Source organism: Methylopila henanensis (genome assembly GCF_042681025.1).
Classification (GTDB): Bacteria; Pseudomonadota; Alphaproteobacteria; order Rhizobiales; family Methylopilaceae; genus Methylopila; species Methylopila henanensis.
Genome location: NZ_JBHUER010000010.1, coordinates 104,655 through 119,713 on the forward strand (window position 1 = coordinate 104,655; position 15,059 = coordinate 119,713).

The window sequence follows — 15,059 nt, forward strand, 5'->3', positions numbered from 1 at the left end:
GATGAACGAGCACGTCAAGGCGCCCGCAGCGCCCCGCACCCTCCCCCGCGAGAGCGCGACCTTCGACGCCTACACCCTGTCGGAGATCCGCCGCGCGGCGGCGACCGGCATCTACGACATCCGCGGCGCCGGCGCGAAGCGCAAGCTGCCCCATTTCGACGACCTGCTGTTCCTCGGCGCCTCGATGTCGCGCTATCCGCTCGAGGGCTACCGCGAGCGCTGCGGCACGGACGTCGTGCTCGGCACACGCTTCGCCAAGAAGCCGATCGAACTGAAGATCCCGATCACCATCGCCGGCATGAGCTTCGGCTCGCTGTCGGGACCGGCCAAGGAGGCGCTCGGCCGCGGCGCCTCGGCCATAGGCACGTCCACGACGACCGGCGACGGCGGCATGACGCAGGAAGAGCGCGGGCATTCGACCAAGCTCGTCTACCAGTATCTGCCGTCGCGCTACGGCATGAATCCGGACGACATCCGCAAGGCGGACGCGATCGAGGTGGTGGTCGGCCAGGGCGCCAAGCCCGGCGGCGGCGGCATGCTGCTCGGCCAGAAGATCAGCCCCCGCGTCGCAAAAATGCGGACGCTGCCCGAAGGCATCGACCAGCGCTCGGCCTGCCGCCATCCCGACTGGACCGGCCCGGACGATCTCGAGATCAAGATCGAGGAGCTGCGCGAGATCACCGACTGGGAGAAGCCGATCTATGTGAAGGTCGGCGCCGCGCGGCCCTATTACGACACGGCGCTTTCGGTGAAGGCCGGCGCGGACGTGGTCGTGGTGGACGGCATGCAGGGCGGCACCGCCGCCACGCAGGAGGTCTTCATCGAGAACGTCGGCATTCCGACGCTCGCGGCGGTGCGTCAGGCGGTCAAGGCGCTGCAGGACCTCGGCATGCATCGCAAGGTGCAGCTCGTCGTCTCCGGGGGCATCCGCAACGGCGCCGACGTGGCCAAGGCGCTGGCGCTCGGCGCCGACGCGGTCGCGATCGGCACGGCGGCGCTGGTCGCGCTCGGCGACAACGATCCGAAGTGGGAGGCCGAGTACCAGGCCCTCGGCACGACCGCCGGCGCCTATGACGACTGGCACGAGGGCCGCGATCCGGCCGGCATCACGACCCAGGACGCGGAGCTGATGAAGCGCCTCGACCCGGTGATCGCCGGACGCCGCCTGGCCAACTACCTGTCCGTGATGACGCTGGAAGCCCAGACCATCGCGCGCGCCTGCGGCAAGAGCCACGTCCACAATCTCGAGCCGGAAGACCTCGTCGCGCTGACGATCGAGGCGGCGGCGATGGCGAACGTGCCGCTCGCCGGCACCAGCTGGATCCCCGGCCAGTCCGGAGGGTTCTGACGCAAACGATAAGGAAGGCCCGCCGACGTCCCCCGGAGGGCCTTCCTCCGGCTCTTCGGAAGGCGCCTCCCACAGGCGGGGAACCCGCAAGCAAGGCCGTAATATTTCAGGTTAGACCCCAAAAAGGGGCGATCGAGGGGACTTCAGTGGCGATTGATCTTTCGGAGGCCGCGCGAGATCGCGGCATCAAATACTTCCTCATTTCCTATACGGACCTGTTCGGCGCGCAGCGCGCCAAACTGGTTCCCGCCGCCGCGATCGGCGACATGCAGAAGGCGGGCGCCGGCTTCGCCGGCTTCGCCACCTGGCTCGACATGAGCCCGTCGGATTCCGACCTGTTCGCAAAGCCCGACCCGGACAGCCTGATCCAGCTGCCGTGGAAACCGGAGGTGGGCTGGCTCGCGGCCGACCTCTGGATGGACGGCAAGGAGGTCGAGCAGGCTCCGCGCAACCTTCTGAAGCGCCTGATCGCCCGGTCCGGCTACCAGATGAAGTCGGGCATCGAGCCCGAGATGTTCCTGGTGAACGCCGACGGCACCCGGATCTCGGATCCGTCCGACACCGCCGAAAAGCCCTGCTACGACCAGCAGGCCCTGATGCGCCGCTACGACGTGATCACCGAAATCTGCGACGCGATGCTCCAGCTCGGCTGGGCCCCCTACCAGAACGACCACGAGGACGCGAACGGCCAGTTCGAGATGAACTGGAACTACGGCCCGGCGCTGCAGACCGCCGACCAGCACGCCTTCTACAAGTTCATGGCGAAATCGATCGCCGAGAAGCATTGCCTGCGCGCCACCTTCATGCCGAAGCCGTTCTTGAACCTCACGGGCTCGGGCTGCCACGCCCATGTGTCGCTGTGGGACGGGAAGAAGAACCTGTTCGAGGACCCGAACGGGGAGCTCGGCGTCAGCCAGCTCGGCTACCACTTCATCGGCGGCCTGATGCACAACACCGACGCGATCTGCGCGCTGACCAACCCGACCGTGAACTCCTACAAGCGCATCAACGCGCCCCGGACGACGTCGGGCGCGACCTGGGCGCCGAACTCGATCACTTACACGGGCAACAACCGCACCCACATGATCCGGATCCCGGACGCGGGCCGGTTCGAGTTCCGTCTCGGCGACGGCGCGGCCAACCCCTATCTGCTGCAGGCCGCGATCCTCGCCGCCGGCCTCGACGGGATCGAGAACAAGCGCGATCCGGGCAAGCGTCTCGACATCAACATGTACACGGACGGCCACTCGGTCACGGACTGCAAAAAGCTGCCGCTCAACCTGCTCGACGCGATCCGGACGTTCGAGTCCTCGCCCGCCACGAAAACGATGTTCGGCGAGGAATTCGTCACGGCCTACGCCAAGCTGAAGAACCAGGAGTGGAACAACTACACGCGCCACCTGACCCAGTGGGAGCGCGACAACACGCTCGACTGCTGAGCCGGCGGCGGCGGAGCGCGAAGGCGCTCCGGACGCGCTGCGTCGCATGTGGATTGGCCCCGCCGGCGCGCCGTGCGGGGCCAATTTGTTTCTTCTTGAGAAAAAGTTTTGACTTAAAGTCCAAGACCTGCATGATCGTCGCCGAGGTCGCGCGACGTCGCGCGAAGGTCGTCCGCAACGACGGATGGGGACCCTCGATGCTCGCAGTCATCCCTGCCGAACGCAGAACGGCGAAGACCGGAGCGCGTCGCTCCGGCCTTCGCCGCGCGACCTCATCGGCCCGCTCCAGCACAGAACCAAACGCCGCTCCGGGCTCGTCCCCGGCGACGGCCGGCACGGAGCGCGCCTGAACGCCCGGCCGACCGGCCGCGCGGTTTCTGGAACGGGGAACAACGATGACGATCGCTCTCACGGATACCGCGGCCTCGGCCGACGGCTCGCATCAGCTAAGACGCAGCATTTCCTGGACAGGCGCCTTCTGGGTCGCGAGCGGTGTGCCGCCGCTGGTCCTGTTTTCGATCGGCGGCATCGCCGGCACCACCGGAACGCCCGCCTTCGCCATCTGGGCGGCGTCCATGATGATGGGCTTCCTGCAGTCCTTCGTTTACGCCGAGATCGCGGGGCTGTTCCCGAACAAGTCCGGCGGCGCCTCGATCTACGGCGCGGCCGCCTGGGTGCGCTACGCCAAGCCGATCGCGCCGCTCTCGGTGTGGTGCAACTGGTTCGCCTGGTCGCCGGTGCTGTCCCTCGGCTGCTCGATCGCCGCGGGCTACATCCTGACCGCGATCGCGCCGGACGCGACCTCCGCGATCCGCACCTTCACGCTCTTCTCCGGTTCTCTCGGGCCGGTGTCGTTCTCGCTCAACTCCGCCTTCTTCATCGGCGCGGCGCTGATGCTCGGCACCTTCGCCGTGCAGCACCGCGGCATCCTGGGCACCGCCCGGGTGCAGAAGGTCGTCGGCGTGCTGGTGATCGTGCCGCTTGTCATCGTCGGCGTCGCGCCGCTGCTGCAGCATGGCGTGAACTGGTCAAACTTCCAGCCCTTCGTGCCACTGGCGGAAGCCTACAAGCCGGAGCCCGGCGCGTGGAACATCCCGGGCTGGACGCTGGTGCTCGGCGGCATGTTCATCGCCGCCTGGTCGACCTACGGCTTCGAGACCGCAATCTGCTACACGAGCGAATTCAAGGATCCCGCCCGCGACACGTTCAAGGCGATCTTCTTCTCGGGGCTGCTCTGCATCGCGATCTTCGTGATCGTGCCCTTCACCTTCCAGAGCGAGTTGGGCCTCGCCGGCATGCTCGAGACCCCGATCGTCGACGGCTCCGGCGTCGCGGCGGCGCTCGCGCACATGGTCGGCGGCGGCCCGATCATCGAGAACGCGCTGGTCATGCTCATGATCCTCGCGCTGATGCTGTGCCTGATGACCGCGATGGCGGGCTCGTCGCGCACGCTCTACCAGGGCTCGGTCGACGGCTGGCTGCCGAAGTACCTGTCCTACGTCAACCACCACGGCGCGCCGACCAACGCCATGTGGACCGACCTCGGCGTCAATCTGGTCCTGCTCGCGATCGCCTGCGCCGACGCGACGTCGTTCTTCTTCATCCTCGCGGTGTCGAACTGCGGCTACATCATCTTCAACTTCCTGAACCTGAACGCGGGCTGGATCCACCGCATCGACAGCGGCCACATCGCGCGGCCGTACCGGGCGCCAACCTTTATCATCGCGCTCGGCGGAGTGTTCGCCTTCGTCAACGCCGTCTTCATGGGGGCGGGCGCGAAGGTCTGGAATCCGAACGCGCTCTGGGCCGGGCTGATCACCGCGGCGCTCATCGTCCCGGTGTTCTTCTTCCGGCACTACGTGCAGGACAAGGGCAGGTTCCCGGCGAAAATGCTGGAGGATCTCCAGATCGGCGACACCGGCGGCGTCATGCCGAAGAAGGCCGGCATGCTGCCCTATCTGACGCTCGCGGCCGGCGTCGCCGTGGTGCTGATCGCCAACGCCGTGTTCCAGTTCTAACGCTCCTCCCGCCGGCGCGGCGCCGAGCCGCGCCGGCGGGGCTTCCTTCGAACGCCGGAGAGTTCCGCCTGATGTCAGCCGCCACCATCAAGAGCAGACCCATCTATCCGGGCCTGTCCCTCGACGGGAAAGCCCGCCGCCACCTCATCGCCGCCGAGGGCGAAGGCGCGCTCGCCGTGCTCGACGTCTTCGCGGACCAGCCCGACGAGGTCGCCCGCGCCACCCTGCTCTACACGCCCGGCGGCTCGGCGGGCGAGGAGCACGGCGCGAAGCTCTCGGCGCTCGGCTTCGACGGCTTTCACCTCATGCCAACGCAGCCGACGCTGCTGATCCGCCTCGAGGTCATCCTGCAGACCGCGACCATGGGAACCCGCATCTACGTCGCGGGCGTCGAGGGCTTCATAGGCAAGGTGATCGCCTCGGCGCAAACCTATGGCGTCGATCCACAATCCGTCCGCGCCGAGCACCGCGGCTCGCTCGCGCGACGCGTCCAGTGCGTCCATTGCAAGGGGATGACCGAGAACGTGACCGCAACCCCCTTCGTCTGCTCCCATTGCGGGCTGAACCTGTTCGTGCGCGACCATTTCTCCCGCCGGCTCGGCGCCTTCCAGGGCGTCTGCGTCGACGCCGAGGCTCCCGGCGAGCTGCCGGCGCGCGAGGAGCTCTACCTGTGAGCGGCGGCGTCGAGATTCCCGTCCGCGTCGTCGACATCGAGCAGGCGACCCAGACCGTCCGGCGCTTCCGGCTGGCCCCGATCGACGGCGCGCCGCTGCCGCCGTTTTCGGCCGGCGCGCATGTGGTGACGCTGATGCCGGCGGCGGACCGCGTCATCCGCAACGCCTATTCGCTGATCGACCGCGCCGCGGACGGCTCCAGCTACCGCATCGGCGTGCTGCGCGTCGCGCAGTCGCGCGGCGGCTCCGCCTTCATGCATGACGAGGTCACGGTCGGAACCGAACTCCGGATCACCATGCCGGTGAACCTGTTCCCGCTGGCGCATGCCGGGCGCAAGCACCTGCTGATCGCGGGCGGCATCGGGATCACGCCGATCTTCGCCATGGCGGAGGAGCTGAGGCGCACCGACGCGCACTACGAGATCCACTACGCCATGCGCAACGCCGCGAGCGGCGCCTTCGTCGACGAGCTGCGCGCCCGCCACGGCGACAAGCTCAAGCTCTACCGCGACGACTGCCAGGAGGTTCTGGCGGTGGACGCGATCCTCCCGAACCAGCCTCTCGGCACGCATCTCTACGTCTGCGGCCCGGAGGGCATGATCGAGGCGGTCCTCGAGGGCGCCCGGGAGGCCGGCTGGCCGGAGGAGAACCTGCACTCCGAGCGCTTTCAGGCGCCGCCGACCGGCGAGCCGTTCTCGGTCAGGCTCGCGAAGGCCGGCATCACCTGCGAGGTGCGAGGCGACCAGAGCCTGCTTGAGGCGCTTGAGGAAGCGGGCGTCGACGCGCCGTTCCTGTGCCGGGGCGGCGCCTGCGGCCAGTGCGAGGCGACCGTCGTCGAGGCGGACGGCGAGCTCGTCCACAACGACCATTACCTGACCGAGGCCGACAAGGCCTCGGGATCGAAGATCATGCTCTGCGTCTCGCGCCTCAAGGGCCGCGAACTGGTGCTGGACCTGTGAGCGCGGCGATGACGACCGGCTCTTCTCGCTCCCTCGAAAACCAAGATTGAACGGAGACGCCCGATGACGATCCAGTTCAAGCAGGAAACCTTCCGCGACGACTTCACCTTCTCGAACAGCCCGGAGGCGATCCGCCGCTTTCCGTTCCCGTTCGACAAGGACGAGTACATGTATGCGGTCAACATTGAGCAGCATATGCCGGGACCGGCGAAGTCGCCGTTCGAGTTCCCGATCGACATCGACGAGCATTACGTCGCCGAGATGCAGGATCGGGCGCTGGTGCTGAAGGAAGACCCGCTGCGCTGCCAGTCCCTGCCGCACATGATCACCGCGGAATGGGACCTGCTGGAGCTCCTGATGGAGTCCATGGCGAAGAACTACCCGGAGCACTTCACGCTGACGAAGGACGGGGACCGCTGGCGTTGGGTCAACCGGCCGCTCGGCATCGACCAGAGCTTCACCTTCGGCGACGTCTCGACCCTGCCCTACCCGCCGATGGAGTACGTCACCCGCCAGTGCCAGGGCGATTTCTGCTTGCTCGACCAGCGGCACGACAATCTCTGGATGGACTCCGGCATCGTCACGACCCAGGCGGACTGGTCGCTCGATTTCGACATCGGCATGAACTTCATGGAATGGCACGCGCCGGTGCCGCTCGCCCATGATCTCGGCGTGTTCGAGCGGGCGCTGAAATTCCTGCTCAACCTGCAGCAGGGCCGCCCCGTGCGCCGGCTGAACTGGACCATGACCATCAATCCGCGGCTCGACACCAGCCCGGAGAACTACCACAAGTGGGGCAAGGACCGGACCACCGTGACGCCTGAGAACGTGGGCGACAAGGTGCATCTGCGCGTGGAGCTGCAGGCCCTGTGGCGCCTGCCGCGCTCCAACGCCATCGTGTTTTCGATCCGCGCCTACATGATCAAGATGGAGGAGCTGGTCACCGTCCCGAAATGGGGACGGCGCCTCCACCGCGTGCTGCGCGGCCTCAAGCCCGAACTCGTCGAGTACAAGGGCCTGTCGCGCTACCACGGGATGACCGTGGACTGGCTGTCCAAGCACGACGACGGCGCCCCGACCTCGCCGGGCTTCTTCCCGGACTGAAAGCCGGCGCCGCGCCTCCTTGATCCCCTTCGCCTCTCGCGCCGGACGTTTCCGTCCGGCGCGCCCAAAGGGCCGTTCGAGCCCGATCGCCGCACGTCCAACGTCTCCCCTGGAAGGAACGCCACGATGGCCACCACCGCCGAAGACTTCCCGCGCAAGAACGCCCTGTTCGCCAAGCACAGGGCGCTGGGCTCCGCGCTCGACAGCGACTGGAACGGCATGCCGATCCCGCAGAACTACTCCACCGACCCCTATGAGGAGACGACGATCGTCCGTTCGAAGGCCGGCCTGTTCGACGTCTCGGGCCTGCGCATCATCGACGTGTCCGGCCCCGAGGTCGTCAAGGTCCTCAACCGCATGCTGACCACGGACGTGGACAAGCTGAAGCCCGGCCAGTCCGCCATCTCCAACATCGTCGACGAGAACGGCGCCCTGATCGACGACGTGCTGGTCTATCGCGACGGCCCGACCACGTTCCGCCTCAGCCATGGCGGCGGCAGCCTCGAGGACGTGATCGACGGCTTCTTCCAGGGCGCGGACGCGACCTGGGCCAAGGACGACGACGTGCACATCCTGTCGCTGCAGGGGCCGCTCGCGCTCGATATTCTTGCGCCGCATACGCCGTTCGATCTCAAGACGCTGAAATACTTCGAGCACGCCCGCACCGAACTGTTCGGCAAGCCGGTCTCCCTCGCCCGCGGCGGCTACTCGGCGGAACGCGGCTACGAGGCGTTCTGCACGGCCGAGGACGCGCCGTTCCTGTGGGACGCCATCCTCGAGGCCGGCAAGCCGTTCGGCGCGGTTCCCGCCTCGTGGTCCTGCCTCGACATCGTCCGCGTGGAAGGCGCGCTGCTGTTCTTCCCCTTCGACATGCCGCAGGGCGACACGACGCCATGGGAGGTCGGCGCCGACTGGACGGTGGACATGAGCAAGCCCGATTTTCACGGAAAAGCCGCACTTGCCTCAAAAAAAGGCAAAGAGCGTGTGGCGCAGGTCGGAATCGAAATCGACACCCATGAGGCGATCGAGCCCGGCGCCAAAATCTACAAAGACGGCAAAGATGTGGGCGTCGTGAACAGCACGACCTACAGCCGCCATCTCATGAAATCGATCGCCCTCGCACATGTTGAGCCGGCGTTGAAGACGATAGGAACGCCGCTTGAGGTGAGGTCCGCGGCCGGAACATTTTCGGCTCATGTGGTTCGGACGCCGTTTTACGATCCGCACCGGCTGCGAACGCATCCGCTGGACGAGCGCTGAACGCTAAACAACAAGCGCGACGCAAAACTGTTGCGAAAAAGCATCTAACTTTGACAACGGGTGCGTCGCACAAAAATCAGGCTAGACTTAACAGGGTCGTTCCGTGATTTTGACTAGCAACCGCCTGACGTTTCACGGGATTCGGGGAATTAAGAGATGATTAAAGCAACGGGGTTTGCATTCGGGACGCTGGTTTCCGCCGCGGCCATCGTGTCGGCAGCTGGCGTCGCGTCCGCGGCGGACCTGGCTGCGCCTGAGGCCGCCATCATTGAGGCGGCTCCCTCGCCGATCGACGTCGCTTTCGGCGTCAAGTTCACGACCGACTACGTGTTCCGTGGCGTGACGCAGAGCAAGGGCGATCCGGCCGTTCAGGGCTACGCCGAGTTCCAGGCCTATGACTGGTTCTACGCCGGCATCTGGTCGTCGAGCGTCAACGGCTTCGTGACCGATCCGTCGGCCGAGGTCGACCTCTACGCCGGCCTGCGCCACACCTGGGACGCCTTCACCCTCGACGTCGGCGGCCTGTACTACTACTACCCGGGCGAAGAAGGCCCGAAGCGCTTCCAGCTTGACTACTGGGAGATCTACGCCAAGCCGAGCTACGCGTTCGGCGACCTCGGGTCGATCACCGGTAACATCTACTGGACCAGCGACTTCGTGAACACGGGCGCTGACGCGACCTACCTGTCCGCGATCGCCAAGGTCAACATCCCGGTCGACGTGCTGCCGGAGACCTCGTTCTACGTGTCGGGCGAGCTCGGCAAGCAGTGGATCGGCAAGACCGCCGCCAAGTACGGCCGCGTCCAGCTCGAGGACTACCTGACCTGGAACGTCGGCGTCGGCGCCACCTACAAGGCCGCCACCGTCGAGTTCCGCTACTCCGACAGCGACCTGTCCCGGACCGAGTGCGCCATCAACAACGGCGCCCGCTGGGTCTGCGGCGACCGCTACATGCTCAGCCTCTCGTTCGACACCGCCTTCAGCAAGCTGAAGTAAGTCCGAACGTCCGGCCAAGCGCCGAACTGCTTGAACCCCGCGCCGCAAGGCGCGGGGTTTTTGCTGCGTGAATGACGCCGGCGTTCGGGGGCGCCAGGCCGCGAGGGCGTCGATGACGCAGCCGTCATGACGGGGGCGCGGTTTAGCCCTATACTGACCGTGAAAAGCGCGCGTGGCGCGCCTTCCACCTCCCTCCGGAAACTTCATGCCCATCTTCGAAATCGCCGTTCTCGTGGGACTCGTCCTCCTGAACGGCTTCTTCGCCATGTCCGAGCTCGCGATCGTGTCGTCGCGACGCCCCCGCCTCAAGATGCTCGCCGACGGCGGCAGCAAGGGCGCGGCGCGGGCCATCGTGCTTTCCGACGACCCCGGCAGCTTCCTGTCGTCGGTCCAGATCGGCATCACCCTTATCGCGATCCTGACCGGCGTGGTCGGCGAGGCGGCGCTCGCCGAGCCGCTCGCGCAGCTGCTCGCGGCCACGACGCCGCTCGACGACTATGTGCGCCCGGTCGCGAGCGGCGTCGTGGTGTTCGGCATCGGCTACCTCTCGCTGATCCTGGGCGAGCTCGTGCCGAAGCGGATCGCGCTCGCCGACCCCGAGGCGATCGCCTCGTTCGTATCCGGGCCGCTCTCTCTGCTGGCCATCGTCGGCAAGCCCTTCGTCGTCGTTCTCGGCGCGTCCTCGACGCTGATCCTCAAGCTGCTGCGCATCAAGGAGCAGGACGGCAGCAACGTCACAGAGGAGGAGGTCCGCAGCGTGATCGCCGAAGGCGTCGCAGCGGGGTCGATCGAGCCGGTCGAGCGCAAGATGATCGAAGGCGTGCTCGGCCTCGCCGACCGCCCGGTGCGCTCGATCATGACGCCCCGGCGCGACGTGTTCTGGGTCGACATCACCGACGATCTCGAGACCATCAAGACCGAGCTTGCGGAAAGCCCGTTCTCCCGCGTCGTCGTCGGCAAGGACGGCTCGATCGACGATCCCGTCGGCATCTTGCACAAGAAGGACGTGCTCTCGACGCTGATCTCCGGCGCGACGTTCGAGGTCGCCTCCGCGATCCGGGACCCGCTCTATGTGCCGGAGGGCGCCTCGGCGCTCAGCCTGCTCGAGCTGTTCAAGAGCCAGCCCTCCTCGACCGCCTTCGTGGTCGACGAGTTCGGCGGCTTCGAAGGCATCGTCACCTCGCACGACGTGCTGGGCGCGATCGCCGGCGTGCTGCCGGAGGAGCACGAGACCGCCGAGGACCAGGACATCCGCCGCCGTGAGGACGGCAGCTACATGGTCGACGGCCGGGCGCCGCTCGACGCCGTCACTGACACCTTCGCCTTCACCATTCCCGCCGAGGATCAGGGCGAGTTCCACACTGCGGCCGGTCTGGTGATCGCCGAACTCGGCCGCATCCCGGTCGAGGGCGACACCGTCGAGATGGGCGGCTGGATCATCGAAGTCATCGATATGGACGGCCCGCGCGTGGACAAGCTGATGTTCCGGCCGCGCGGCGGCGCCGAGGCGGGCTCGTCGCCCGCCGGCGTCGGCGTCTGAGTCCGAAGACCCCCGAAGCGCCGTGTTCGACCGGCCCCAGCGTCCGGAGCTGTCGCCCACGGCGCTCGACGAGGCTCTCGCCCTCGTCGCGAGCGAAATGCGGCGGCGCGTCGCCGGGCGGTCGGACGAACCCGTCCGACGGGACAGGTCGCAGGATCTGATCGCGCGGCTCGCCGGCGGCGGCCTGCCCGCGACGGGACAGTCGCTCGGCGAGGCCGCCGCCGACCTCGTCGCCCTGCTCGACCAGCGCGCGCGCACCGATCACCCCCGCTTCTTCGCCTTCATCCCGAGCCCGGTGTCGCCGGCTTCCTGGATCGGCGAGGCCCTGACCGCGATCGCGAACCCCCATGCCGGCGCCTGGCCGCAGGCCGAAGGCCCCGCGGCCGTCGAGGCGGCGCTGGTGCGCTGGTTCGCGGACGCCGCCGGCCTGCCGGACGACGCGGGCGGGCTGTTCGTCTCCGGCGGCTCCATGGCCAACCTCACCGCGTTGGTCGCGGCGCGCGACGCCACGCTTGGCGACGACGACCGCCATTTGGGCGTGGCCTACATCTCCTCGGAGACCCATTCGTCCGTCGCCAAGGCGCTGCGGATCAGCGGCGTCGCGGGCTCGCGCATCCGGCGAGCGCCGGTCGACGCGGACCTGCGCATGGACGCCGGCGCGCTCGTCGGCATGATCGCGGCCGACCGGCGGGCGGGCCTGAAGCCGTTCGCCGTGGTCGCGACGGCCGGCTCGACCAACTGCGGCGCGATCGACCCGCTGCACGACATCGCCGACGTCTGCGCCGCGGAGCGCCTGTGGCTGCATGTGGACGGCGCCTATGGCGCGTCGATCGCGCTCTGTCCCGAACGGCGCGCCCTGCTTGCGGGGCTGGAGCGCGCGGACAGCCTGTCCTGGGACGCCCACAAATGGCTGTTCCAGACCTATGGCTGCGGCCTGGTGCTCGTGCGCGACCGCGCGCGCCTGTTCGACAGCTTCCACGCCGGCCCGGACTACCTGCGCGACGCCACGCCGGACGACGGCGCGACCAATTTTTGGGATCTCGGCCCCGAACTCACGCGGCCGGCGCGGGCGCTGAAGCTCTGGATGACGCTGCGGGTCATGGGGCTCGACGCGGTCGCCGGAGCGATCGGCCACGGCTTCCGTCTCGCGGAGGCGGCCGAGCGCGCTCTGCGCGCGACGCCAGACTGGATGGTCGCGACGCCGGCGCAATGCGCCATCGTGACCTTCCGCTTCGCTCCGGCGGGCCTGGACGACGCGGGGGCGGACGCCGTCACCGAGGCGGCCGCGCGGCGGCTTCTGGCCGAGGGCTACGCCGCCGTGGGAGCCACGCGGATCGGCGGCCGCGTCGCGCTCCGCATCTGCGCGATCCACCCTGAAACCACGGTCGCCGACATCGAGGAGACGGTGCGGCGACTGGACGCCTGCGCGCGTCAGGAGCTCGCCGCGCTACGCCCATGAAAAAAGCCGGGCGGACCCGGCTTTCGTCAGTTCCAGCGATGAGGGCCGGCCGTCAGCCTTCGACCGCCTTGACCTGCAGCAGGTGCGACAGGCGGAGCTGCGCCTTCAACGCCGCCTCGTCGGAGGTCGCCTCGGCGACATCTTCCCGGGCGTCCTTGATCAGGTCGTCGATGTGGGAGACGTCGAGCTGCTCCAGCGGAATCGCGTCGTCGGCGAGGATCGTCAGCCCCTTCGGGTTGACGTCCGCGAAGCCGCCGCGGACGAACAGCTTCTGCGGCTCGCCGCCTTCGGTCTTGTAGACCTTCACGACGCCCGGCTTCAGCACCGACATGAACGGCGCGTGATGCGCCAGCACGCCGAACTCGCCCTCGACGCCCGGCACCACCACATGCTGCACCTCCTCGGAGATGAGGAGCTTTTCCGGCGACACCAGTTCGAAGGGGAAGCTGTCCATCGTTCCGTTCTCTCAAACCTTTCGGCGGTCACCCGCGGCGGCGGTCGGCGACGAAGCCTATGCCGAAACCGAGCAGCGCGCCGATCACGGCGCTCACGCCCACATGCTGCGCCTGACCGGACGTCAGCGTCCGGTCGTCGGGCGCGGCCGCCTGATCGCCCTGCACCTCGACCTTGAGGCCGAGGAAGCTCACTTCCGCCGCCTGCGGCCGGGTCAGCCAGCCGGCGAGACCGCCGACCACGAGACCGATCAGAAGAAACACGACCTTGCCGTTCATGGAACCCTACCTCGCTTGAGCCGGCCCTCGGGGCCGCATCCCGCGATATAGGGCCCGCCCCTTCGCCGGGCAGCCCGGCGAAGGGAGAAGCCTGTGGGGATCAGCCCTCGGCGAGCTTCTTGGCCTTCTCGACCGCTTCCTCGATCGTGCCGACCATGTAGAAGGCCGCCTCCGGCAGGTCGTCGTACTTGCCTTCGACCAGTCCCTTGAAGCCCTTGATGGTGTCCGCGAGCTCGACGAACTTGCCGGGGAAGCCGGTGAACACCTCGGCGACGTGGAACGGCTGGCTGAGGAAGCGCTCGATCTTGCGGGCGCGCGCGACCGTCAGCTTGTCCTCTTCCGAGAGCTCGTCCATGCCCAGGATCGCGATGATGTCCTGCAGCGACTTGTAGCGCTGCAGCGTCTCCTGGACGCGGCGGGCGGTCGAGTAGTGCTCGTCGCCGATGATCTGCGCCGACAGGATGCGCGAGGTCGAGTCGAGCGGGTCCACCGCCGGGTAGATGCCCTTTTCGGCGATCGAGCGGTTCAGAACCGTCGTGGCGTCGAGATGGGCGAAGGACGCGGCCGGGGCCGGGTCGGTCAGGTCGTCCGCCGGCACGTAGATCGCCTGCACCGAGGTGATCGAGCCCTTGGTGGTGGTGGTGATGCGCTCCTGCAGCGCGCCCATGTCGGTGGCGAGCGTCGGCTGATAGCCCACCGCCGAGGGGATGCGGCCGAGCAGCGCCGACACTTCCGAGCCCGCCTGCGTGAAGCGGAAGATGTTGTCGACGAAGAACAGCACGTCCTGGCCCTGGTCGCGGAAGTGCTCCGCGATGGTCAGGCCCGAGAGCGCGACGCGGGCGCGGGCGCCGGGCGGCTCGTTCATCTGGCCGAACACGAGGGCGCACTTAGAGCCTTCGCCGCCGCCCTGCTTGTTCACGCCGGACTCGATGAACTCGTGGTAGAGGTCGTTGCCCTCGCGGGTGCGCTCGCCGACGCCGGCGAACACCGAGTAGCCGCCGTGGGCCTTCGCGACGTTGTTGATCAGCTCCTGGATCAGCACGGTCTTGCCGACGCCCGCGCCGCCGAACAGGCCGACCTTGCCGCCCTTGGAATAAGGCGCGAGCAGGTCGACGACCTTGATGCCGGTGACGAGGATCTCGGTTTCGGTCGACTGCTCGGCGTAGGACGGAGCCGGCGCGTGGATCGGGCGGGTGCCCTCGTTGGCGACAGGGCCGGCCTCGTCGATCGGCTCGCCGATGACGTTCAGGATGCGGCCGAGCGTGCCGGCGCCGACCGGCACCGCGATCGGCTCGCCGGTGTCGGTCACCTGCTGCCCGCGGACGAGACCTTCGGTCGAGTCCATCGCGATGGTGCGGACCGTCGACTCGCCGAGATGCTGGGCGACTTCGAGCACGAGACGCGCGTCGTTGTTCTTGGTCTCGAGCGCGTTCAGGATTTCGGGCAGATGGCCGTCGAAGCGGACGTCGACGACGGCGCCGATGACCTGGGTGATGCGGCCGACTTGAGCGGTCATGGTGTCAATCCTCGT

The 15,059-nt window shown here is 67.8% G+C and carries 13 protein-coding genes; 10 read left to right on the plus strand and 3 right to left on the minus strand.

Annotated features, from left to right (window positions below; translation table 11 throughout):
* Position 1 precedes the first annotated feature (1 nt).
* The 10 genes from ACFSCV_RS13585 to ACFSCV_RS13630 all read left to right on the plus strand — a co-directional run bounded on the left by ACFSCV_RS13585 (position 2) and on the right by ACFSCV_RS13630 (position 12,797).
* Positions 2-1,348 (plus strand): FMN-binding glutamate synthase family protein, encoded by a 1,347-nt coding sequence (locus ACFSCV_RS13585; protein ID WP_378800116.1) that lies wholly within the window; start codon positions 2-4, stop codon positions 1,346-1,348.
* Between the two features lie 146 nt (positions 1,349-1,494).
* A complete protein-coding gene (gene glnT / locus ACFSCV_RS13590; protein WP_378800117.1) occupies positions 1,495-2,787 on the plus strand; it encodes a type III glutamate--ammonia ligase in 1,293 nt (430 codons plus the stop codon).
* A 395-nt stretch (positions 2,788-3,182) separates the two neighbouring features.
* Positions 3,183-4,805 (plus strand): APC family permease, encoded by a 1,623-nt coding sequence (locus ACFSCV_RS13595; protein ID WP_378800118.1) that lies wholly within the window; start codon positions 3,183-3,185, stop codon positions 4,803-4,805.
* A 71-nt stretch (positions 4,806-4,876) separates the two neighbouring features.
* Entirely contained in the window at positions 4,877-5,479 is a 603-nt protein-coding gene (locus tag ACFSCV_RS13600) for a dimethylamine monooxygenase subunit DmmA family protein (RefSeq protein ID WP_378800119.1), read from the plus strand.
* Entirely contained in the window at positions 5,476-6,438 is a 963-nt protein-coding gene (locus ACFSCV_RS13605) for a PDR/VanB family oxidoreductase (RefSeq protein ID WP_378800120.1), read from the plus strand. The genes ACFSCV_RS13600 and ACFSCV_RS13605 overlap by 4 nt, the downstream gene beginning before the upstream one ends.
* A 63-nt stretch (positions 6,439-6,501) precedes the next feature.
* Positions 6,502-7,542, plus strand: a complete 1,041-nt coding sequence (locus tag ACFSCV_RS13610) for a heme-dependent oxidative N-demethylase family protein (RefSeq protein ID WP_378800121.1) — start codon at positions 6,502-6,504, stop codon at positions 7,540-7,542.
* Between the two features lie 126 nt (positions 7,543-7,668).
* On the plus strand, positions 7,669-8,802 hold the full coding sequence (locus ACFSCV_RS13615) for an aminomethyl transferase family protein (protein WP_378800122.1): 1,134 nt from the start codon (positions 7,669-7,671) through the stop codon (positions 8,800-8,802).
* A gap of 156 nt (positions 8,803-8,958) precedes the next feature.
* The gene (locus ACFSCV_RS13620; protein WP_378800123.1) at positions 8,959-9,798 is read left to right on the plus strand and encodes a TorF family putative porin; all 840 of its coding nucleotides are present in this window, start codon (positions 8,959-8,961) and stop codon (positions 9,796-9,798) included.
* 205 nt (positions 9,799-10,003) lie between these two features.
* Positions 10,004-11,338: a hemolysin family protein gene (locus tag ACFSCV_RS13625; protein WP_378800124.1), complete on the plus strand. Its 1,335-nt coding sequence runs from the start codon at positions 10,004-10,006 to the stop codon at positions 11,336-11,338.
* A 22-nt stretch (positions 11,339-11,360) separates the two neighbouring features.
* Positions 11,361-12,797, plus strand: coding sequence for a pyridoxal phosphate-dependent decarboxylase family protein (locus tag ACFSCV_RS13630; protein ID WP_378800125.1), 1,437 nt, complete (start codon positions 11,361-11,363; stop codon positions 12,795-12,797).
* A gap of 52 nt (positions 12,798-12,849) precedes the next feature.
* Here ACFSCV_RS13630 and ACFSCV_RS13635 read toward each other — a convergent pair whose 3' ends face one another.
* The 3 genes from ACFSCV_RS13635 to atpD form a co-directional block, all read right to left on the minus strand.
* Positions 12,850-13,251 carry a F0F1 ATP synthase subunit epsilon gene (locus ACFSCV_RS13635; RefSeq protein WP_378800126.1) on the minus strand — a complete coding sequence of 134 codons (402 nt, stop codon included), beginning with the start codon at positions 13,249-13,251 and terminating at the stop codon, positions 12,850-12,852.
* A gap of 28 nt (positions 13,252-13,279) precedes the next feature.
* Positions 13,280-13,528, minus strand: a complete 249-nt coding sequence (locus ACFSCV_RS13640) for a hypothetical protein (RefSeq protein WP_271198925.1) — start codon at positions 13,526-13,528, stop codon at positions 13,280-13,282.
* Positions 13,529-13,628: 100 nt separating this feature from the next.
* Positions 13,629-15,044, minus strand: a complete 1,416-nt coding sequence (gene atpD / locus ACFSCV_RS13645) for a F0F1 ATP synthase subunit beta (protein ID WP_378800127.1) — start codon at positions 15,042-15,044, stop codon at positions 13,629-13,631.
* Positions 15,045-15,059 lie beyond the last annotated feature (15 nt).